Origin of the sequence: Caballeronia insecticola (genome assembly GCF_000402035.1) — a bacterium.
In the GTDB taxonomy this organism is placed as follows: Bacteria; Pseudomonadota; Gammaproteobacteria; order Burkholderiales; family Burkholderiaceae; genus Caballeronia; species Caballeronia insecticola.
In genome coordinates this window covers 17,173-37,228 of record NC_021295.1, presented here as the reverse complement: position 1 = coordinate 37,228, position 20,056 = coordinate 17,173, and the positions used below count along the sequence as shown (strand labels likewise).

Here is a 20,056-nt window from a genome sequence, read left to right as displayed (position 1 = left end):
GACGGCACGACCTGAAGCGTCGGTCCATGCACCCGAAAAGAGAGTTGTGTCACTAACGCTTCGCGGCCAGGACGCCGGATGATCAATGTTGGTCCCTTGCAGGTGTGCCTTACCGAGCGAACGGTTTTCCGGCAGGACGTCCCGTGCTCGTTGAGCAGCCGCGCCTTTGCGATCCTCGAGGCGCTCATCGCGTCGCGCGGCACGGTGATCTCGAAAGACAAGCTTCTCGAACATGCCTGGCCGAAGCGAATCGTCGAAGAGAACAATCTGCAGGTTCATATTGTTGCGCTCCGGCGGGCGCTGGGGCCGTCCCGCGATCTGCTGAGAACGGTTTCAGGCTTGGGCTACATGCTTTTGCCCCAACCGGACACAGCATCTTCAGAGCGCCTCGCGCGATCCAGCGATCTGCCGCCAGTCGACAGGCTCTTTGGACGAAGTTCGGCCGTCCATGAGGTCCTCAGTTCCTTCGAGTCGAGCCAGGTTGTTACGCTGACCGGTGCCGGAGGCATCGGGAAGACCAGCCTTGCGCTCGAAATCTGCCATCTTCTCGACTCCGCTTTCCCCTGCATCCGATTCATCTCTCTTGCTCCTCTGCAGAGCGATCGCCATTTGAAGGAAGCGCTGCTGTCCAGTTTTTCGGACGTGCTGAAGGGAAGCGTCTTGTCGGTGGAAGAATTGGCGCGGAAACTACGCGACTTCCCATGTCTGATCATTCTGGACAACTGCGAGCACTTGATCGAAAGCGCCGCATACGTCACTCAAACACTGACGTTGGGCAACCCGTCGGTACGCGTACTGGCTACGAGCCGCGAACCGCTGCAAATTCATTCAGAGAGGGTGTACGCGGTACCCACACTTGCCTGCCCCGCGCCCTTGGCGCCTCAGGCAGAGGTCGTGGAGACCGATGCGGTGAAGCTCTTTTTGCATCGGCTACGTCGCTCGTCCGCCGAGTTTCAGATCGACGAATCCAGCCTGGGTCTTATCGGGGAGATCTGTAGACGCCTCGAAGGTTTTCCGCTCGCTATCGAACTCGCGGCGGCAAGATCCGCTGCACTGGGATTGGACACGGTGCGCATGCACCTGGACGACCGGTTCGCGATTCTGAGAGGCGGTTCCCGGGATCTTCCACCGCGACATCAGACATTGCGCGCCGTGTTCGATTGGAGCTACAACCTGCTGTCGCCCACGGAGCAGATGTTGTTTCGGCTGACCGGCATCTTCGTGGACGGGTTCTCGCTGGAAGCAGCGAGCGCGCTCATGACCCGGCGCGGCGTGTCCGAGGCCGAGACCGTTCAGGCGCTGGCCGGGCTTGTCACGAAGTCGCTTCTTCATATCGACCGTGCGAGCCCGCGTCGGTTTCGACAGCTGGAAAGCGCGCAGGCTTACGCTCGCTCGCGTCTCGACGAACTCGGCGAGACCCCGGCTGCGTCAGCGGCGCACGCCTCTTTTTTCCGCGATTTCTTCGCCAAGGGCCCCTATCGATCGGAGCAGATCAGCGTCGACGCCGCTCACCACGTGGTGGGCGCTGAAATCGGCAACATGCGAGCCGCCATGTCGTGGGCGTTCGATCGTGATGAGCGCGCGCACATCGGCATCGAACTGGCGGGCACGGCAGTCCCGGTCCTCTTTGAATTGCCCTTGCTCGATGAATGCGAGCACTGGGCATCCGTTGCCCTTGATGCGCTCAAGAACCCGAACGTCACTGCCCGACCGGTGCAGGCTCGTCTTGGAATCTTGTCGGCCTACGCGTCGGCAGCGGTCTATACGCAAGGGCCGAGCACGCAAGTCGAGTCGACCTGGAAGGAAGCGCTCCTGCTCGCGCAAACCAGCCAGGATAGCGGTCATTTTTTACGGGCCATCTGGGGATTGTGGAATCGAAGCTTGTATGCGGGCGAGCCCGCTCAAGCTCTGACTTATGCCTTGCGCTTCCGTTCAGAGTCACAAAGGATCGCTTCCCCGCTGCATGTCGCACTCGGTTGCAGAGTGATGGGACTGACCCTTCACTATGCAGGCAAGCACGCAGAGGCACGCGACGAACTGATTGCCGCCTTGAGCACATCAGAGATAAGGAAGTTTCGCTGGTCCACCACCGGCGTACGCACTGATCAGATTGCAGCGATCCAGGCGTCCCTGGCACGCGTCAACTGGTTTCTCGGAGAGACGGGAGATTGTTTGCAGCAGGCTGAGCTCGCCGAGGAAACAGCGAACATGGCGGGCCATGAACTCACCATTGCCTACATCCTCATCGAAGCGACGATTCCCATCGCGATACTGCAACGTAATCGGGAGGCGCTGGTGCGTGCGGTGGGCGAGCTCGAGATTCGTTGCCGCCGGGCCGGGCTGCGCATTTGGTCGGCATGTTGCGACGCGCTGGCGTGGATCGCCGAAGCAATGGATCGCCGCCTCACGGCAGACGAGCTTCTGGAGATGGCGTCATCGATTGATCGAATCCGCCAGACCGGGTATCTGGCACCGATGCCATTGATCATCGGTGAATTTGCGAAGGCGTTGGCAGCAAGCGGCCAGCACGCCAGGGCGCTGACCGAGGTGGACCAGGCGCTTGAACACGGTGTCAAGCACGAGAGCTGGTGGTATCAGCCTGACCTGGAAGGCTTGAGGCGATCGCTCGACGATCTCGGACCCTCTTTCGCGGGCAAGTAACGGTTTGCATCAGCGCGTGCCGAAAGAGTATGCGCCGGATCGTGGATTCGAAGAGGCGCCCTTCGGTATTTCATCGCGCCTCGACGTTCAAACGAGATACCCTTCCGCACTTTTCAAGCCTCGGCGAGCCGAAATGCGCTCCAACACGTTCATGCATTCGCATGCGTGACAAACTTCGTTGTGAGAAAGCTATCGACTGCCTCTGCGCCTCCATCTGATCCGTAACCGCTGTCTTTCACGCCGGAGAATGGGGTTTCCGGTAGAGCGAAGCCCAAGTGATTGATCGACAACATCCCGACCTCGAGTTCCGAGGTGAGCCGCTGCGCGGTGATGGCCGAGCGCGTGAAGGCATAGGAGGCCAGACCAAACGACAACCTGTTGGCTTCCCGGATCGCATCTTCCGTGCTGTCGAAGGCCATGAGAAGCGCAACGGGTCCGTACAGTTCTTCGTTCATGATGCGCATCTCCGGCGTGACACCGGAGAGAATCGTTGGCGCCAGAAAGTTGCCAACCTTTCCCAGCCGTTCCCCGCCAGTTTCAATCCGCGCACCCTTTTCCGTTGCGTCGCGGATCAGATCCTCCACTTCCTGGAGACGTCGAGCGCTCAGCATCGGCCCCATCGTCACGTCCGCGTCCTTCCCGTTACCCACCCGGATCTGTTTCGCCGCGTTGACGAATCGACTTTTGAACGCTTCGTAGACACCTGCTTGAACCAGGAAACGGGTCGGCGATGTACACACCTGACCGGAATGCCTGAATTTGGCAAAGGTCAACAGCCTCGCCGCCATTTCCATATCAGCGTCATCGAAGATCAGGGTTGGCGCGTGCCCGCCAAGTTCCAGCATGCATCGTTTCATGTGCATGCCAGCCAGGGCGGCAATGGGCTTGCCTTCGCGCGCGGGCCCGGTGAAGGTCACTTGCCGGATCGCCGTGTGCGAAATCAGGTACTCCGATACTTCAGACAGCGGCCCGTACACGATATTCACCACGCCGGGTGGAAAGCTGGCGTCGCGAAAGATCTCGGCCAGCACCGAGGTCGCCGCTGGCGTTTCTTCTGGCGGATTCACCACGACCGAACAGCCGGCGGCCAGCGCCGGCGCTATCTTGCGCAGGGTTTGCGAGATCGGAAAATTCCACGGAGAGAATGCGGCGACGGGGCCGACCGGTTCGCGCAGCACAGACTGCGTAATTCCCGGACTCCGCGCCGGTATCAATCGTCCGTATGCACGCTGTCCCTCTTCCGCAAACCAGTCGAGCAGATCCGCCGACACAGCGACCTCGATGCCCGATTCCCTACGGGGCTTTCCTTGCTCTCGCGTCAACAGGCTGGCAATTTCGAGCGAGCGCTCTCGCAGGAGATTCGCTGCTTCTCGCATGTGCTTGCATCGGCCGACGCCTGAACGATTACGCCATGCAGAGTATCCCGCTCGGCTCGTCTCCACGGCGGCCACGAGATCAGCCTTGCTGGCATGGATGAGCCTGCCGCTGACGGCTCCCGAGCTTGGATCGAACAAGTCCGTATAGCGATCGCCCGTTGCCTGTACCCACTCGCCGTTGATGAACAAGCGCGAGTGCGTTCGCATTGAACGGTCCGATTTATTCATGATCTCGTCACCGCGATGATCATCGAGCTCCCGGTGGCTTCGTTCGGCTCAGGCCTGTGCTGCCGGGATGGACCCGGAACGCCGGAACATAACCGAACCGGCCGGCTCGCGACCGACACGGAAAATCTGGCGGTCGATCACTATCTTGACGTATCTTACTTCGAAAATGCGAAACGATGCACGGTATGGCTCGCCCGCTGTCAACGACACGATCACTGAGGCGCAATCCCGTACCGGCCGTCGAATCAGAAGCAGGGCGAGAAGATGATGTCAGGCAGCCAGCTCGATGGCTCGTTCGTCTGTCGCCACCCGTCGTGCAACAGGCAAAGAGGCCGTCATCGGATGGTTAGCGGCCGCGCGTTCCGCCACGACTCCACCACCGAGCATCGGACATTCGCTGAAAAGCCCTGCCACCCAATCGACGAAGACGCGCACCTTGGGTGCGACATGCCTGCTTTGCGGAAATACCGCTGAGATGCTTTTCGCACGCGGCCTCAGTTGTGGCAGCACTTCCACGAGCGCTCCCGACGCCAGATGCGCATGAGCAATATGCCTGGGAGCCTGGATGATTCCCGCTCCGTCCACGCCGGCCAACACGTGCGCCTCGGCGTCGTTGAATGCAAGACTGCCGCGCATCTTGATCTCGCTCGTTCCGTCCGCGCCGACGAAGGTCAGATCCAGCGTTCGCCCCGAGCGGCTGGAGAAATAATGCACGGTCGTGTGGCCGTCCAGGTCTGCGAGCGATCTCGGCACGCCATGACGCTCCAGATAGGCCGGGCTGGCGGCAGTGATGATGTCCGTGGAACCCAGCTTTCTTGCGACCAGGCTTGAATCCTGAAGCGGGCCGACCCTGATCGCGCAATCGACACTATCCTCGACGAGATCGACATCCCTGTCACTGAAACCGATCATCAGATCGATATCCGGATACATCGCACGAAAACTGGCTATCTGCGGAACGACGATTATCTTGCCGAGCGATCCTGGCATGTCGATTCTCAGCTTCCCGCGAGGCCCCTTGCCCGAGCCGACCACCGCATGCTCGCCTTCCTCGATAGCAGCAAGCACGCGAACGCACGTCTCGTAGTATTCCGCTCCTTCGGGTGTCAGCTTCAATTTGCGCGTCGTGCGATTCATCAATCTCACGTTCAGCCGCGATTCGAGTTTTTGTATGATGGTTGTCGCCGACGCCGGGGGCAGACCGAGCGCTTCGGCCGCCCTGGAGAAACTGTTGAGTTCGACCACCTTCGTGAACACTTCCATTGCCTGCAGACGATCCATACCTGTTTCTCCAATAGGCCGGCGTCCGTCAAAGCGTCGGATGTTGGCGATGCCGGAATACGGTCGCATGCTCACAACGGACAAATTGTGATCTGGATTATAACAATTATCTTGCAAGAAATCCACAGACCCGCGCGATCCTACCGGCGCGCGAACGCAGGAATTCGAGGCGGGAGGCAGCGGAGCCTTGTCGAGGCTGGACTAAAGCGGATTCGCCGTCATCGAAGCGACGTGAATGGGTCGCTGATCGACCGCGCCGTTGGCAGCGAATGGCCGGCTGCGTCGGCGCCGTCATGCGCTATGACCGGCCGTGCGAGGCCGTTGCAGCTTCCGCGCCTTGCCGGGCCTTCCTGCGACGCGGCCTGCCGGTGTCGCTCTGGACGCTCTCGATGTTTTCGATCAGATCGGCAAGTGTTTGCCGGGCAAGGCTTGCTTCGAAAGCTGACTGCGACTTGTCGCGAATCATCGACATCGAGTCCTTGAAATTTCGGCTTACAGGGCAATCATTGTCGATCGGATACTCGTGGACAAAGAAGGTCGAGGGAGCCTCACTGGCCAGATAAATGTCGAGAAGTGAAATCTCGCGCGGATCCCGCGAAAGCACGGATGATCCGTTTCTGCCCCGCGTGGCAATGACGAGGCCGGCCTTGGACAGCTTGGCCAATGCGCGTCGGACGAAGGCGGGTTGGGCATTCACACTGCTCGCAAGCAACGCGGACTTCACCTCGCCCCCACGATGGCATCCGATGACGGCAAGGATATGCGCTGCGACAGAGAACTGAACGTTGGATGAGCTCATATCGGAATGATGGCAATTACAGATTCGGGATGCAAGCACGGCGCAGCCAGGAAACGGTTCGATTAGACAAGCGAACGAAGCCATGCGATCAGGGCACGCTTGCTTGCCCCTCTCCAAAGCCCGATGACGCTATGTGTCGTCGCCGGCTGCTTCCATGAGATTCTGCTCTTGGAACGGGATTTTGATTATTTGCCCGTGCACAAAAGTGATTTCAATTCTAACAATTTATCTTTTTGTTGCTTCTGCATAGACTCCGTCTCACAAGTTGCGACGCACTCACGAACTTGTAGCGAGCTTCACCATACTCAGTCGACAATCGTTACGGAGCTATCATGAAAGCAGTCAAGTCCCTCGCCTCTGTTGTTCTCGTAGGCCTCGCAGCAATTTCGAGCCAGGCGTTCGCCAGCGGCTATGGCCCGGCGCCTCATTACAGCCCGGTGGACGGTGCACCTGCATCGCAGCGCGGTCAGAGCGCCCAGACACTTGCGGCGGAAAGCAAGGCTTCGGCGCAAGATTCGCTCGCCGCTGCCAAGCACGATTCCGTGACGAATGATGCAGGCAAGGAACTGGCCAGTTCGAACCGTCATGGCTCCGTCGCAGTCCAGTAATCCCGAAAGCGATACGGCGGGTCTGCCGGTAGCGTTGATGTTGCGGTTATGACGGCGCGGACACGTGGTCGGAGCATTCAATTGTTGAAGGCAGGAAAGGCTATAGCCGCACATGGCCGACCGGGCTTTGCATACGTAGCAGGTCAGCACTCTTTCCTTGGTAGTCGTTCAACTCCAGGGCTCTTGCGCCGGCGAATCGTCGGCGCTTTTTTGTTTTTTCGAAGCCCGGCACGGTCCGGGCATGGACTATCTGTATCAGCGAAAACGAGGCAGGATTAGCGGAGTCGTTGTGCCAAACATGCGTGAACGCTTGTTCCGTCCACTGCTTCCCATCTGTGCTGATACACACGAGCATTTGATTATTCGGAATACCGAACAGTTGCCTTTGCGGAACCGCGATGTATCCGAGCCATGGTCCCGCGTAGAATGTCGACATCGCTACATTCATTGCGTGCTTGATTGCGGGAGTCAACGTGCTATCGAGACAGTCGATTCTTTCGGGCGCTTATCATCAGGCATTCTCGGATGTTCCGGAAGACATTCTGTGGCCACTTGAAAAAATCCATGCGTCTCTCAACGAGACAATGGAGTCCCGTCCAAAAGACGGTGAGGTATGGCTCTTCGCCTATGGATCACTGCTTTGGAATCCGCTCTTCGAGTACGCAGATCGAAGAGTGGCGACCCTCAGCGGATGGCATCGCAGCTTTTGTCTGCGCACCATAGCCGGACGCGCTAGCGTCGAGGCTCCGGGGCGAATGTTGTCACTCGAGCGCGGGGGAGAATCGGCTGGCGTCATCCTTCGTCTTCCTGACGAAGGTCTGAATGACGAACTTCGGATGATCTGGGTTCGCGAGATGGTAACTGGCGCATATCGGCCGACCTGGGCGAAGGTCACCTTGACGAACGGTCAGGAGCTGACGGCACTGGCGTTCGTCGCAGAGACCAGTCATCCGCATCACGAGAACAATTCGGAAGCCGCGGTCGTTGCCCCGATCATCTCGGCGGCGTCCGGTGCGCTCGGAACGAACCTCGATTACGTCAGGAAGCTGCATCAAGCCCTACGACAGAATAACCTGCATGATGCCTATATCGATGCGCTTATCGCTGAGATCGACAATCGTGCCGCCCGTCAGCCGGCCTCGATGTAACGGGCGCTCCAGGCCGAGATGACCCGGGCGGCGTAAATCGCGTCGGCCTTTCGCGAAAGTAGATGATCGGCGCCTGCCAGCGAAATGAAGCTCTTCGGATGTTTGGCCGCATTGAAGATGTGCGCCGCGTTTTGAATGTCGACCGTCTTGTCGTCCGGTGAATGCATGACGAGTAGCGGCGTTCTCAACTCCGAAATCCTTTGCGTCAGGTTATGTTCCGCCGCATCTTCGAGGAATTGCTTCTTGACGCGAAAGGTTCTCCCGGCCAACTGAACATCCGCTTCGCCCTGCTGCCGAATCGTGTCCAGATGCTCGCGAAAGAGCCCTGTCACATGCGATGGATCCCGCGGCGCCGCGATCGTCACGATCGCCCGGATTCCTTCGATCTGACCGGCGGCCGCAAGTACGGCCGCGCCGCCCAGACTATGTCCGATAAGAAGCGCGGGACGCTGCTTTCTCTGCGAGAGATGGTTCGCGGCAGCGATCAAGTCGAGACAGTTCGACGAGAAATTCGTGTTGGCGAACTCGCCCTCGCTCGCGCCGAGCCCCGTGAAATCGAAGCGAAGCACGGCGATTCCATGCTCCGTCATTGCCTGCGCGATGCGGCTTGCGGCGAAGACATCCTTGCCGCACGTAAAGCAGTGTGCAAAAAGGGCGTAGCCACGCAACTCGCTTTCTGGATGATCCAGCCGTCCGGCCAGCAACTGACCGTCGGCACCGGTGAAATCGAATCGTTCGCTCGACATGATGCGCTCCCAAATCGCCAGACCGCGATGAAAAGCTGCCCGGCATCGCGACCTGCCTGCGGCCGGGTTCAATGTTCGTGCGGCAACTGCCTACTTCAGATGCCTCTCGATGAACCTGCCCAGTTCAGTCTTCGAGACCACGCCAACCTGCTGCGCCTTGATCGCGCCATCCTTGAACAACACGACAGTGGGAATGGCCCGCACTCCAAACCTCGCGGCAGTCGCGTGATGCTGATCCACGTCGATCTTCGCTACGCGAATACGATCCGCGAATTCTTGCGAGATCTCTTCCAGAATGGGCGCACTGACGACGCACGGCTCGCACCATGTCGCCCAGAAGTCGACAAGAACCGGTTTCCCGGATCTGATCACGTCGTCTTCAAAAGATGCGTCGCTCACCTGCTTGATCAGCTCGTTCATCATTGAGCATCCCGGTCAGGGCAAATCCGCTGAATCGATGAAGTTCATGGGGCCGAGAAAGTCCAGCTTCCCGACATCCACACCGTCTTTCCGCAAGATCGCATAGGCCATGCCGATGTGGAAATAGACATTCGGAATGACCATCTGAAGCAGGTAATCCCGGCCGAGGATGACTTTACCGGGCACCCATGAGACCTTGATTTGCTGCTCGCCCGCATTCGTGTATTGATCCTCCGTGACGCTCTGCGTGAACTCCACGGTCTTCCTCACCCGGGCGCGCACTTCGTCGATGGTCTTTTCGGTGTCTTCCATCCGAGGCGGCTTCTGACCGGAGAGCCAGGCCGCGCCACCCTTCAGATAATCCGACGCACTCTGCACCTGATACACGAAGGGCTGCATGTCTGGGGCAAGTCTACTGTGCATAAGCACATTTACATCAAACGATTTTAGCGCGGCGAGCTTTTCAGCCTTGTCGAGCATCGTTTCGATCGTCATGAATGCCTGTGTGCATTGCAAGATGGCATGGTGATACATTGAATGTCCTCTCTAAGTTGCCTGATCCTTGAAGTTCAACGAATCGGATGTCCTCTTCGAAGGTGAAGTGCATTTTGCGCCTCATCCTGGAGGACTGCACAGCAGGCATGCTGGTAGATGAATCCGCAGGCTGCTTCAGTCGTTCAACTTCTCAGACCAAACCTTGCGAGATATTCCCGGCCATCAAGGCGCCACATTGGCGAGGAATTCGCTTACCTCCGAGTTCTCAGCTTTTCAGCTTCAGCGGCTCATAATGGGGCGCGAGAACGGCCACGGCGTGCATATGGGAGATGTACTTCGCTTGAGCGGATTGAATCCATCCTTCCAGTACGTCCTTCGCCGTCGTGTCATCCGATGATGTCACGACGTCCAGCAATGCGCCGTGAGGGCTGCCTTCGCGAATATTCCAGATCCTCATGATTTTTCCTCTAGATTGATCGCGAATCGTAGCGCATCTTTCTTTTAGCCGCCCAATCGCCTTGGGGAGAGATACGTCACAACCACTGCGCCGATGATCTGCAATCCGATGAGACGGTCCATGCGGCGACAGGCGGGAATCGGGTGTCCAAACAAAGGATCGTCTTGCTCGAAGTGACCGTCGATCTTGCGGGCGCGCGTTCCGAGTCGCCAGCGCACGGACCGATCGCCAGCCTCGAACCCGTCTGTCGGGCGTGGCACATGGGCGGTTTTGCATTCGCCTCAAGCATCGTGCGCTAAACACATAGCACCGTCACGACTTATTCGAACCAACGGCTATGGTCTGAACCTCGCGCGTATCTGGCTGGGCGTGATGTGCGACTGACGCTGAAACGCTCGACGCATGCGTTGCTCGTCACCGAATCCGTAACGGATCGCTATCGCGCTGAGCGGTGTATCGCTGCTTTCGATCGATTCACGGGCTGCCTGGACGCGCATGGCCTCGACGGCTTTGGCGGGCGTGGTGCCTATACGCGCCAGGCAGGCACGCGCGAAAGTTCTCGGGCTCATATGCGCCCTTTCCGCCAGTACCTCGGCACGCAAGTCGCCTCCCAGATTGTCGGCCACCCACGCGAACAGCGATTCGAACGGCCCGCCGGCATCCGCGATCTGGCCCGACAGCACGGTGCTGAACTGCGACTGACCGCCTGGTCGCTTGAGGAACACCACGAGCTCTCGCGCCACGCCGAGCGCAACGGCGACGCTCTGATCTCTTTCGATCAGCGCGAGCGCCAGATCGACTCCCGCGCTGACTCCAGCGGAGGACCAGAACTTGTCGTCCTGAACCCAGATCGAATCTCGATCGAGCGTAATGTTCGTGTAGCGTTCCGCGAAGAGGTCACAGTACCGCCAATGAGTCGCAACCCGACGCCCTTCCAGCAAGCCAGCCTCCGCGGCGATGAACGCACCCGTGCAAACAGACGCCACTCGCTTCGTCCGGTCGGAGAGCCGTTTGAACGTCTCGACCAACACCGGGTCCTTTGCAGCCGTTGGCGCGTTCGTACCGCCAGGGATGATCAGCGTGTCGAAGGTGCCGTGCAGATCGGTCGCGCCCACGCTTGCAAACGAAAGTCCCGGGCAATCGCTCTCGACGATTCCCCCCGATACCGAGGCGACGGTTACGACGTATCTGGCATTTCCAGCCGCGGCGAACGCCTGCGCGGGACCGGCTACGTCGTACGACGCGACCCCGGGGTAGATAAGGAAGCAAACCCGGTGAGCTTTCATGATCCCTTTACTCGGAAGATTTTGTCGGGCCGATACTCAGTCCTCGGAGCGAGTTCCGATCAGCTTGAGTCGTGGTTCGCGCGTGATTCCGCAGCCGCAGTCTAACCTCGCGCGGATAAGGTTACACGTCGTCAAGGGAGTATGAGCGGGCTGCGTTCGCCAGACCGCTGCATAGCGCGGAATGGAGGAGCAAGGTGGCCCCGCAGGAGACGGCGACATTCCAGTCATGCCGCGATGCCACCCCGCGGCGCGACTCGATGTTTCCCGCTGAAGGTTTTGTCTCCCGCGAACTTACGTTGCGGAGGACGCCGCGCTGTTGTCGTCGTATTGCGCCGGTTCGCGGTGATCAATCGATGTCATGCGCCATAACGCTTATTCTATTTGTGCATTCGGAGCTATTGCAGGGTCGGCAGGTCTGCGGGAACCTTGCAGTCGGAGCAGTAAAGATATACGTCCTCGGATCTCAATCCGAACATCACCTTGTGAAAGCCTTCCGGCGCCGTGAAGGCCAGAACATCGATTTTTCCGTCGTGTAGATTCAGCGCCTCCTCATCGATCAACCCCACCTTTCCGCAAGAGGCGCAAGTAATGGCGATGGCCATTTCGAAATCCCTTTACAAAATCCGGCTAACGCGTTGTCCCACTCCGAAGCGCGCGCGGCGCCGAATCAACGGCATCCAGCAGGGGTGCACGTCAACTGCTCGATGAAAGCGGCTAGCCCGCTTACGATCGTACGTAAAAGTACCCGGCTAATCGAATGGCGTAAAGGTCAAGAAAACATCAAATCCTGCCAGGACTCGGCAGAGTGACTTCCGGATGGACTACCAGGGTGTGTCCGGTGCATTGACTGGACGGCCGATCCCGGCAGGAGTCTGTGGACGACGCTGCCGGGAACCGCCCTTTGAAGCGCAAAGGGCGTGTTCCTTATGATGGCCATCTCGGGCGAATGCTGGTTGGGGGATCACCGCGACATGGCCGATCACAAGTCATTCATCGCGAAGAGAGCGAGAAATGCGGAAGCGAACATGGGTAACGAGGGGAAGTCGTAGGGTGCCGCGTTCCCGTGCCGCGGCAGGGCGGACGATCCGCTCAGGATGAGCTGCGAGCCCATCCTTCGGCCAGCCGCTTCGCCTCAGCAATCAGCCATTGCCGCCGTGAAACAGCGCCAGCTTGTTGGTGACGGACGTTACTCCATCGACCGATTTCGTGATCTGCGCGGCCTGTTCGATCTGCTCCCCGCTCTTCACCGATCCGCTCAACACGACCGCCCCGCCACGAGCGCGAACGAAGACGCCGGAAACATCGAAACCCGGTGTTTTCGCCAGTGCCCGCCGCACTGCTTTCGCTAGCGCGCGATCCGCCGGCGTGGCTTTCGTCGATGTCTTCGCAACCGGAGCATCCGTGGACTGAGCGTACGCAGCGAATGAGCCGGATACTGAAAACAGAGCCAGCAAGGCATGAATCAAAAACTTTCTCATGTCTACCTCTATTGTGAATTGATACCTGCCAGAGGCATAAAAACCAATACCAAAGTATTGAAAGCCCCATCGCGTTGCGATTCGCGACAGTGGATATTGCGCCTTTTTTTGGATATGTGCCTTGATTGTGCATCGGGAGATGCACGTCGAGGGTACGAGATATGTGAGCCTCTTCTCCCCGAGCGACTCGATAGCCAGCCGATCTTCGCGGCAAGGACTCCACCAAGGACGAACCCAAGGAAAAGCCCAGCCCTGGCGGCCGGCTATTCATGCATTAAGTGGCTTTCCGACCGGACGTGCCGGCCCAAGCCTCTCGTCGCACACGCGTCGATCGTGACGAGAATCCGCTCAGCCCTCGATGCCAAGGACTTTTCGATTGCGGCTCTTGATGATGGCACGCGTGGTGGACGTCGCGCCCGGACCGGGCGCGAAGCGAACGTCCCGAAAGCTCAACGCCTTTCCGCTCTTGGTCTGAACGGCAACGGGCTTCAAGGCTTGCCCGTTCGCGTGATCGACGAGCGTCACCGGAGGCTTGCCGTTTCGAGCCAGCCAGCGATCTCCCCACTGCATCATTGCAATCAGCACCGGATACAGATCGTCTCCCTTCTCGGTCAGACGGTATCCAAAGGTATTCGCCCGCTCCGGCAGCGGGTAGCGCTCGATGATGCCAAGCTCGATCAATCGTTCCAGCCGCACCGTCAGCACGTTTCGTGCGATTCCAAGCTCCTTCTGGAATTCATCGAATCGCGTCGTGCCCTGGGTGCATTCCCGCACGATAAGCAGCGTCCACCATTCACCAACCTCGTCGAGCGTTCGAGCAATCGAACAATTCATGTCGTCGAAGCGCTTCCTGTACATATCAACTCTCCACTGCCGGACACTCGCGCCGCTGTCTCGCCCTTCGAGAACAGGGACCAAACGAGACGACGCTTGAACCGCAAGCGCACCTACGGTTCACTGAAATTAAGCTGAACATTCGACCCTGGCCGATTTCGATGCTCGTCATGTGCAACCGCACATCACCATCGCGAGTCTCGATGTCTGCAAAACCACAACGGACATGCAATTCCGCAGACGCACAGGGTGCAACGCCATCAACCGTATGCATCACTTATAGCACACGTTTCATCACGCAACTTACCCGAATTCTGGCGAACTGTTACTCAGATCCTCACGATTCTATGAGGGAGACATGCTATGTATAGTTGCGTCAAGCAACTTCAAGATCACCGTCTTCACAGAGAGAAATCATGGATAGGCGTCTCATCACCTTAGCCCTGGGGATGTTTGCCCTGGGAACGGACAGCTTCGTCTTCGGCGGAATTCTGCCTTCGATCGCCGGCTACTATCACGTCAGCATCGGAGCAGCAGGCCAACTCATTACCGCTTATGCGCTCACCTTCGCCCTGCTCGCCCCGACGATTGCCGCGCTGGCCGCCGGCGTGCCTCGCAAGCGGCTTCTACTGATCGGCATGGGCATTTTCATCGTAGCGAACATCGGTACGATCTTCTCTCCGAGCCTGCATGTCGCGTTGATCACGCGCGTACTGGCGGGCATCGGCGCGGCCACATTCTCGCCCACCGCGAGCGGCACGGGCACCATGCTGGTTCCGCCCGAACGGCGAGGATTCGCTCTGTCGATCATCGTGGCCGGGTTGACCACCTCGACCGCGCTCGGTACGCCGATCGGCGCCGTGATCGGCGGTCTGGCGGACTGGCGCTGGTCGCTTGCCTTCGTTGCCGCGCTCGGCGTGGCGGGGTTCGTCGGCGTCTGGACGCTTCTGGACGAGGTTCCGCAGCCCCCTGCGATTTCGCTGCTCAAGCGCTTTGCTCCGCTTGCGGATTCGCGAGTCGGGCTGATTCTGCTGACGACAGTGCTGGCGCAGGTCGGCACCTTCATCATCTATAACTACGTCTCGATCGTTTTCGACCGCGCAACAGGCGGCAACCCGAGCGTACTGGGCGGCCTGCTGGTGCTGTGGGGCCTGGCCGGCACGTTCTCTAACCTGCTGACCGGCCGGATACTCGACAAGGTCGGCTCCCGCAAGGTGGTCATCGTGATGTTGTCCGCCGTGGTGCTCGCGATCGTGACAATGCCATGGAGTACCGTGAATCTGTGGACTTCGGCCATTGCGATCTTCGTCTGGGGCGGCTGCGCATGGGGCGTGCTCGTGCCGCAGCAATTCCGGCTCGTCAGTCTGAACCCGCCGATGGCCGCCGTTCTCGTTGGATTGAACACCTCGGCAACGTACATCGGCATTTCGATCGCCGGTGTGGTCGGAGCGACGGCGATCCCCGTGATCGGTAGTCACCAGCTCGGCTTTCTCGCGAGCGCTCTCGTGGTGGCCGCGATCGCAATGTCTGAAATCGCTCACCGCCGCGTGAGCGCGGTCAAGAGCCATAACGCGGCCAAGAACGCGGCCGCGGTCTGAAGGCCGACCATATCCCGCCACCGGGACGTTTGCTTGTCCGGCGCAGGTACGGCGCAGCGCAAGCGGTACCGAACCGGACCGTGGCGAACCACGGCAAGGCTCCGGAACTGACTCGCGCACGTTCCAGCGTCGGGTAGGCCGCAAGAGGCGACGGCGCGGGCATCGTAAGATGCTCGCCGTTCGCTGGCCGCTGGCGCCCGATCTCAGCGCTTCAAAAGAGCGTCCGAAAAAGAGATGCCGAAAAAACTCGCAATCTCGACGATCTGACCGGACAGCATTTCGATTCCTCGATGAATTTCGCAACCGTGCTGCCTCGCCTCCCGTAGCAATCGCGTCTCTCCGTCGCCCACCACTGCTTCGCACACCAGCGCACGGGTGTCGAGACGCGACACACCGGAGACCGGCAGGGCATCCGTTTCCCGAAGTCCGAGCGAGGTCGCATTGACAACGATTTCAAACCCCGCCGGATCGTTTCCGCCGGCCCTGATCAGGATGTCCGGCATGGCGGCTCGCAATCGTTCGACCAGCTCCTGAGCCTTGCTCGACGAGCGATTGAAGATGACGAGTTCAGCCGGGCGTTCGCGTGCAATCGAAAAGGCCATCGCCTTTCCTGCGCCGCCGGCGCCCAGGAGCAGAACCCGCCGTCCGGCAAGGATGTGGCCGCGAGCGCGCAACCCGGCGACAAAACCCGCGCCGTCGAAATTCCCGCCGGTCCACGATCCCGTTTCCGGATTCAGTCGCATTGCATTGACCGCACCAACGAGTCCCGCGGTCGCGGTCAGCTCATCGCAAAGCTCGAGGACGGCTTCCTTGTACGGGATCGTGACGACCAGCCCATTCAGGTTTTTCAACGACCCCGCGCTTCTGATGAACTCGCGCAGCTTCTCAGGCTGCACATGAAACGGGATGCAGATCGCATTTACGCCTTGTCTGGCGGCGGCCGCGTTGAACATCTGCGGCGTGCGGACATGGCCGATGGGATCTGCAATGATGCCGACGATTCTCGTGGCGCCGTCAACTTCCATTGATGTTCCTGTTATTGGATCGGTTCAGCGTGGGCCATTCGCGGACATGCACGGCGCCAGACTGGCGCACCAGCGTCGCTTGCGGCGCAATCGCTATTGATGGGGAATATCTCTCACGAAACGACATCGGATGCGCAATGAACAACCTCATGCGCTTATACGTCCATCACTTATCCGGCCATGTAAAGACCACCGTTCACCTGAAGCACTTCGCCCGTAATGAAACTCGATGCGTCGCTACAGAAGAAGCCCACCGCGGTGGCGACTTCACGCGCTTGTCCGAGTCGCCCAAGCGGCGTTTGACCGATCGAATCCGCGCCACGCTTCTCGACCAGTGAGGCGGTCATCGGCGTCTCGATGATGCCCGGTGAAACCGCGTTGACCCGTGTCCTCGGCGCAAGTTCGCGCGCCAGACTCCGTGTCAGACTGAGGACGCCACCCTTGGAGGCCGAATAGTGCGCGTTGTAGAACGCCCCGCGATGCCCTGCAAGAGAAGTCAGGTTGACGATGGCGCTGTTCTCCCGCATGGCGCCGAGCGCGCGGCGACAAAGATAAAAGACACCGTCCAGATTGATGGCGATGGTCCTGTGCCACTGCTCGTCGGTCATCTCGTCGAAGGGCTGGGCCAGGTAGATTCCGGCCGAGGGGACCAGGAAATCGATGCCGCCGAAGCTCTGCATCGCCAGCGCCACGGCGTCCTCGGCGTCTTTTGCGCTCGACGCATCCATCTTCATGCAGACGACGCGACGCGCGTCGAAACCGCTGGCGCCCGCGAATTCACGGAGCGCGGTTTCGTCGAGATCCGTGAGGATCAGGTTCGCCCCTTCGGAATAGAACAGCCTTGCGATCTCGCGCCCGATTCCACCGTTGGCGCCTGTGAGCAGCAAGGTCCGGTTGGAGAAGTTATACATGCGCAGCCCCGGAGAAAATGGTGTTGTGGATGCCTGTCGTCAGGCGTGCAACACTCGGCCGTATGCGGCAAGCGTCGCTTCGTGCATGGCTTCGGACAGCGTCGGATGCGGCATGATCGCCCTCATCATCTCGGCCTCGGTCGTCTCGATCGTCTTGCCGATCACGAAGCCCTGAATGAGTTCCGTGACATCCTCGCCGACCATGTGCGCACCCAGCAACTCGCCTGTCCGGGCGTCGTACACGACCTTCACGAAGCCTTCTGTCGCACCCATGGCGATCGCCTTTCCGTTGGCTACGAACGGGAATCGTCCCACCTTCACGGTGTATCCCTTCGCTCGCGCCTGCGCTTCGGTGATGCCGACGCTCGCAACCTGCGGGTGACTGTAGGTACAGGCCGGGATGCAGGCCGGATCGAGTTCGTGGGACGCGAGTCCGGCGATGGCCTCGACGCAGATCAGACCTTCGTGGCTTGCCTTGTGGGCGAGCCACGGCGGTCCGGCGACATCGCCGATCGCGTAGAGACCCGGCTCGCCGGTTCGTCCGACGGCATCGGTCACGATGTGAGTCTTTTCGATTTTGGCGGCGGTTCGTTCAAGACCCAGGTCTTCGACGTTGCCGACGATACCGGCCGCAACCAGGATCACATCGACGCGAAGGGTTTCGCTTCGGCCGCCTTCGTCGTCGCCGATATCCACGAACCATGAATCGTTATCGCGCGTCGCCCGTTTGATTCGATTGCCGGTGCGCAATTGAATGCCCTGACGCTTGAGGCTTGTCTCGACCTGCGTCGAGACATCGGCGTCCTCGACCGGCAGAATCCGCTGCGCCATCTCCACGACCGTGACCTGCGCGCCAATCGCGTGATAGAAGCTCGCGAACTCGATGCCGATCGCTCCTCCGCCGACGATCAGCAGCTTCCGGGGGATCGACGACGGGACGAGTGCGTCCCGATAGGTCCATACCGTTTTGCCGTCCGGCTCCAGTCCCGGCAGCCGCCGCGGGCGCGCCCCGCTCGCGATGATGATATTGCGTGCCGCAATACTCGAGATCGTCCCGTTCCGCTCCGTGACCTCGATGGTCCCCTCTCCTTTCAGTCGACCGTGCCCGCTCAGCACCGTGACGCCGTTCTTCTTCATGAGATGAACGACGCCCTTGTTCAACTGTCCGGCGACGGATCGGGAACGCTCGATCATGGCCGGCAGGTCCACCTCCGGCGCCGATACCTTGATACCGAACTCGGCGGCATGCCGGACGTGTCTGAGCACGTCGGCGGAGCGCAGCAGCGCTTTGGTTGGAATGCAGCCCCAGTTCAAGCAGACTCCGCCGAGCTGATCCCTTTCGATCAACGCCGTGCTCATGCCAAGCTGGGCGGCCCGGATCGCGGCGACATAACCGCCGGGACCACCGCCGATGACGGCGAGGTCGAATGATGAGTGATTCACGTGGCGCCCCTCAGATCAGCATGGAAAGCGGGTTCTCGACCGCCCGCTTGAAAGCGGCGATCCATGCGGCTGCCAACGCGCCGTCGATCGCGCGATGATCCACCGATAAGGTGCAGCGCAGGACCTGCCCGGAAACCACTGCGCCATTGTCGACGACCGGAACCGTCTGGACGGCCCCGACGGCCAGAATGGCGGCTTGCGGGGGATTGATGATCGCGGAGAATTCCGCGACACCGAACATGCCCAGGTTGCTTATGCTGAAACTGCCGCCCTGGAATTCATCGGGACGCAATTTCGCCACGCGCGCGCGTTCTGCGAGATCGAGAATTTCGGCGCTGATCGCGGACAGCGTCTTGCTCTCGGCTGCGCGAACGATGGGCGTGATGAGGCCCGTCTCCGTCGTCACGGCAACCGCGATGTCCGCGTGGCGATATCTGCGCAAGGCTGTTTCGGTCCAGCCGACGTTGGCTTCGGGCACGTCTCGAAGCGCAACGGCGACGGCTCGTACGATGAAATCGTTGATCGAGATCTTGCGAGTCGCCGCCGCGTTGATCTCCGCGCGCAACGCGAGCAGACGATCCATGCGGCAATCCACGTTCAGATAGAAATGCGGGACGGTCGACTTGCTTTCGCTGAGACGGCGCGCGATGGTCCTGCGCATGTTGCTGTGCGGAATTTCGATGAAGGCCGGCACCGCGCTCGTTGCGGCGGCATCCGCCTTGCCGTCCGGCACGGCAACAACCGCGTGAACAGCCGGCGTCCCGCCAAGCGTACGCTCGATGTCCCGCTTCACCACGCGCCCGTTCGGACCGGACCCCGCGATGGTCCCGATATCCAGCCGATGCTGAACAGCGAGGCGTCTTGCGAGCGGGCTGGCGAACACCCGCGCAACGTCCGCTTTCGCGGCCGGAGATGGGGTGCTCACTTCCGTTCTTTCGGTGTTGGCTTCACGATCGTGCGTGGCCGCGTGCAGCGCCGACGCGGGCTGGGCCAGAAGCCTGTCGATATCGACGTCGCTTTCACCCTTGCCGATCAGGATTCCGATCGGCGCCCCGACCTCCACGTCCTGTCCCGGGCGCACCAGCTGGCGGCCCATGGTCCCGGATGCCTCCGCCGTCAGTTCGACGACTGCCTTGTCGGTTTCGATTTCCGCGAGGCAATCGCCTATCTCGATCATCTCGCCCTCGGTTCGCAACCACGATTGCAAAGTCGCGTGCGTGGCGTTTGCCGCCACTTCCGGCATTCTCAAAAGTGTTGCCATG

Annotated in this window: 20 protein-coding genes; 4 read left to right on the top strand and 16 right to left on the bottom strand. The window is 60.0% G+C overall.

All coding sequences use genetic code 11. The features are described from left to right. Window positions 1-78: 78 nt before the first annotated feature. On the top strand, window positions 79-2,661 hold the full coding sequence (locus tag BRPE64_RS32035) for a winged helix-turn-helix domain-containing protein (RefSeq protein WP_016355551.1): 2,583 nt from the start codon (window positions 79-81) through the stop codon (window positions 2,659-2,661). A 149-nt stretch (window positions 2,662-2,810) separates the two neighbouring features. Here the strand turns inward: BRPE64_RS32035 and BRPE64_RS30635 are convergent, their stop codons facing one another. The 3 genes from BRPE64_RS30635 to BRPE64_RS30620 all read right to left on the bottom strand — a co-directional run bounded on the left by BRPE64_RS30635 (window position 2,811) and on the right by BRPE64_RS30620 (window position 6,345). Further along, window positions 2,811-4,265, bottom strand: coding sequence for an NAD-dependent succinate-semialdehyde dehydrogenase (locus BRPE64_RS30635; protein WP_144063602.1), 1,455 nt, complete (start codon window positions 4,263-4,265; stop codon window positions 2,811-2,813). 270 nt (window positions 4,266-4,535) lie between these two features. Continuing rightward, window positions 4,536-5,546: a LysR family transcriptional regulator gene (locus BRPE64_RS30625; protein WP_144063601.1), complete on the bottom strand. Its 1,011-nt coding sequence runs from the start codon at window positions 5,544-5,546 to the stop codon at window positions 4,536-4,538. 298 nt (window positions 5,547-5,844) lie between these two features. Continuing rightward, a complete protein-coding gene (locus BRPE64_RS30620; protein WP_051180594.1) occupies window positions 5,845-6,345 on the bottom strand; it encodes an Rrf2 family transcriptional regulator in 501 nt (166 codons plus the stop codon). A gap of 332 nt (window positions 6,346-6,677) precedes the next feature. Between BRPE64_RS30620 and BRPE64_RS32590 the strand changes: the two genes are divergently transcribed. Continuing rightward, window positions 6,678-6,953 (top strand): hypothetical protein, encoded by a 276-nt coding sequence (locus BRPE64_RS32590; protein WP_016355545.1) that lies wholly within the window; start codon window positions 6,678-6,680, stop codon window positions 6,951-6,953. Between the two features lie 100 nt (window positions 6,954-7,053). Here the strand turns inward: BRPE64_RS32590 and BRPE64_RS30615 are convergent, their stop codons facing one another. After that, window positions 7,054-7,389, bottom strand: coding sequence for a hypothetical protein (locus tag BRPE64_RS30615; RefSeq protein WP_044044024.1), 336 nt, complete (start codon window positions 7,387-7,389; stop codon window positions 7,054-7,056). Window positions 7,390-7,426: 37 nt separating this feature from the next. Between BRPE64_RS30615 and BRPE64_RS30610 the strand changes: the two genes are divergently transcribed. Beyond that, complete coding sequence (locus BRPE64_RS30610; protein ID WP_044044272.1) at window positions 7,427-8,101, top strand: gamma-glutamylcyclotransferase; 675 nt, start codon at window positions 7,427-7,429, stop codon at window positions 8,099-8,101. Here BRPE64_RS30610 and BRPE64_RS30605 read toward each other — a convergent pair. The 8 genes from BRPE64_RS30605 to BRPE64_RS30570 all read right to left on the bottom strand — a co-directional run bounded on the left by BRPE64_RS30605 (window position 8,083) and on the right by BRPE64_RS30570 (window position 13,841). Next, complete coding sequence (locus BRPE64_RS30605) at window positions 8,083-8,919, bottom strand: alpha/beta hydrolase family protein (RefSeq protein ID WP_016355542.1); 837 nt, start codon at window positions 8,917-8,919, stop codon at window positions 8,083-8,085. The genes BRPE64_RS30610 and BRPE64_RS30605 overlap by 19 nt on opposite strands. Before the next feature lie 18 nt (window positions 8,920-8,937). Next, complete coding sequence (gene trxA / locus BRPE64_RS30600; protein ID WP_044044270.1) at window positions 8,938-9,267, bottom strand: thioredoxin; 330 nt, start codon at window positions 9,265-9,267, stop codon at window positions 8,938-8,940. A 15-nt stretch (window positions 9,268-9,282) separates the two neighbouring features. Further along, entirely contained in the window at window positions 9,283-9,801 is a 519-nt protein-coding gene (locus BRPE64_RS30595) for a DUF1993 domain-containing protein (RefSeq protein WP_016355540.1), read from the bottom strand. A gap of 226 nt (window positions 9,802-10,027) precedes the next feature. Continuing rightward, window positions 10,028-10,219, bottom strand: a complete 192-nt coding sequence (locus BRPE64_RS30590; protein WP_016355539.1) for a hypothetical protein — start codon at window positions 10,217-10,219, stop codon at window positions 10,028-10,030. Window positions 10,220-10,554: 335 nt separating this feature from the next. Further along, window positions 10,555-11,505, bottom strand: coding sequence for a GlxA family transcriptional regulator (locus BRPE64_RS30585; protein ID WP_016355536.1), 951 nt, complete (start codon window positions 11,503-11,505; stop codon window positions 10,555-10,557). Between the two features lie 395 nt (window positions 11,506-11,900). Beyond that, complete coding sequence (locus BRPE64_RS30580; protein ID WP_016355534.1) at window positions 11,901-12,107, bottom strand: hypothetical protein; 207 nt, start codon at window positions 12,105-12,107, stop codon at window positions 11,901-11,903. A 537-nt stretch (window positions 12,108-12,644) separates the two neighbouring features. After that, the gene (locus BRPE64_RS30575) at window positions 12,645-12,983 is read right to left on the bottom strand and encodes a BON domain-containing protein (protein WP_016355532.1); all 339 of its coding nucleotides are present in this window, start codon (window positions 12,981-12,983) and stop codon (window positions 12,645-12,647) included. A gap of 348 nt (window positions 12,984-13,331) precedes the next feature. Further along, window positions 13,332-13,841: a winged helix-turn-helix transcriptional regulator gene (locus BRPE64_RS30570; protein WP_016355531.1), complete on the bottom strand. Its 510-nt coding sequence runs from the start codon at window positions 13,839-13,841 to the stop codon at window positions 13,332-13,334. 392 nt (window positions 13,842-14,233) lie between these two features. On the opposite strand from BRPE64_RS30570, the gene BRPE64_RS30565 reads away from it, so the two are divergent. Continuing rightward, a complete protein-coding gene (locus BRPE64_RS30565; RefSeq protein ID WP_044044020.1) occupies window positions 14,234-15,415 on the top strand; it encodes an MFS transporter in 1,182 nt (393 codons plus the stop codon). 203 nt (window positions 15,416-15,618) lie between these two features. On the opposite strand, the gene BRPE64_RS30560 is transcribed toward BRPE64_RS30565, so the two are convergent. The 4 genes from BRPE64_RS30560 to BRPE64_RS30545 all read right to left on the bottom strand — a co-directional run bounded on the left by BRPE64_RS30560 (window position 15,619) and on the right by BRPE64_RS30545 (window position 20,055). Continuing rightward, entirely contained in the window at window positions 15,619-16,440 is an 822-nt protein-coding gene (locus tag BRPE64_RS30560) for a shikimate dehydrogenase family protein (RefSeq protein ID WP_016355529.1), read from the bottom strand. A gap of 170 nt (window positions 16,441-16,610) precedes the next feature. Continuing rightward, window positions 16,611-17,351 carry an SDR family NAD(P)-dependent oxidoreductase gene (locus BRPE64_RS30555; protein ID WP_016355527.1) on the bottom strand — a complete coding sequence of 247 codons (741 nt, stop codon included), beginning with the start codon at window positions 17,349-17,351 and terminating at the stop codon, window positions 16,611-16,613. 39 nt (window positions 17,352-17,390) lie between these two features. Beyond that, window positions 17,391-18,794, bottom strand: coding sequence for a dihydrolipoyl dehydrogenase (gene lpdA, locus BRPE64_RS30550; RefSeq protein WP_016355526.1), 1,404 nt, complete (start codon window positions 18,792-18,794; stop codon window positions 17,391-17,393). A 10-nt stretch (window positions 18,795-18,804) separates the two neighbouring features. Continuing rightward, window positions 18,805-20,055 (bottom strand): pyruvate dehydrogenase complex dihydrolipoamide acetyltransferase, encoded by a 1,251-nt coding sequence (locus BRPE64_RS30545; protein WP_044044018.1) that lies wholly within the window; start codon window positions 20,053-20,055, stop codon window positions 18,805-18,807. Window position 20,056 lies beyond the last annotated feature (1 nt).

Bases quoted from the DNA above. Each gene is read 5' to 3' on its own strand.
- BRPE64_RS32035 (WP_016355551.1), top strand. From the start codon at position 79: ATGATCAATGTTGGTCCCTTGCAGGTGTGCCTTACCGAGCGAACGGTT.
- BRPE64_RS30620 (WP_051180594.1), bottom strand. From the start codon at position 6,345: ATGAGCTCATCCAACGTTCAGTTCTCTGTCGCAGCGCATATCCTTGCC.
- BRPE64_RS32590 (WP_016355545.1), top strand. From the start codon at position 6,678: ATGAAAGCAGTCAAGTCCCTCGCCTCTGTTGTTCTCGTAGGCCTCGCA.
- BRPE64_RS30615 (WP_044044024.1), bottom strand. From the start codon at position 7,389: ATGTCGACATTCTACGCGGGACCATGGCTCGGATACATCGCGGTTCCG.
- BRPE64_RS30575 (WP_016355532.1), bottom strand. From the start codon at position 12,983: ATGAGAAAGTTTTTGATTCATGCCTTGCTGGCTCTGTTTTCAGTATCC.
- BRPE64_RS30570 (WP_016355531.1), bottom strand. From the start codon at position 13,841: ATGTACAGGAAGCGCTTCGACGACATGAATTGTTCGATTGCTCGAACG.
- BRPE64_RS30585 (WP_016355536.1), bottom strand. From the start codon at position 11,505: ATGAAAGCTCACCGGGTTTGCTTCCTTATCTACCCCGGGGTCGCGTCG.
- BRPE64_RS30595 (WP_016355540.1), bottom strand. From the start codon at position 9,801: ATGTATCACCATGCCATCTTGCAATGCACACAGGCATTCATGACGATC.
- BRPE64_RS30580 (WP_016355534.1), bottom strand. From the start codon at position 12,107: ATGGCCATCGCCATTACTTGCGCCTCTTGCGGAAAGGTGGGGTTGATC.
- BRPE64_RS30560 (WP_016355529.1), bottom strand. From the start codon at position 16,440: ATGGAAGTTGACGGCGCCACGAGAATCGTCGGCATCATTGCAGATCCC.
- BRPE64_RS30625 (WP_144063601.1), bottom strand. From the start codon at position 5,546: ATGGATCGTCTGCAGGCAATGGAAGTGTTCACGAAGGTGGTCGAACTC.
- BRPE64_RS30590 (WP_016355539.1), bottom strand. From the start codon at position 10,219: ATGAGGATCTGGAATATTCGCGAAGGCAGCCCTCACGGCGCATTGCTG.
- BRPE64_RS30545 (WP_044044018.1), bottom strand. From the start codon at position 20,055: ATGGCAACACTTTTGAGAATGCCGGAAGTGGCGGCAAACGCCACGCAC.
- BRPE64_RS30635 (WP_144063602.1), bottom strand. From the start codon at position 4,265: ATGAATAAATCGGACCGTTCAATGCGAACGCACTCGCGCTTGTTCATC.
- BRPE64_RS30565 (WP_044044020.1), top strand. From the start codon at position 14,234: ATGGATAGGCGTCTCATCACCTTAGCCCTGGGGATGTTTGCCCTGGGA.
- trxA (WP_044044270.1), bottom strand. From the start codon at position 9,267: ATGAACGAGCTGATCAAGCAGGTGAGCGACGCATCTTTTGAAGACGAC.
- BRPE64_RS30555 (WP_016355527.1), bottom strand. From the start codon at position 17,351: ATGTATAACTTCTCCAACCGGACCTTGCTGCTCACAGGCGCCAACGGT.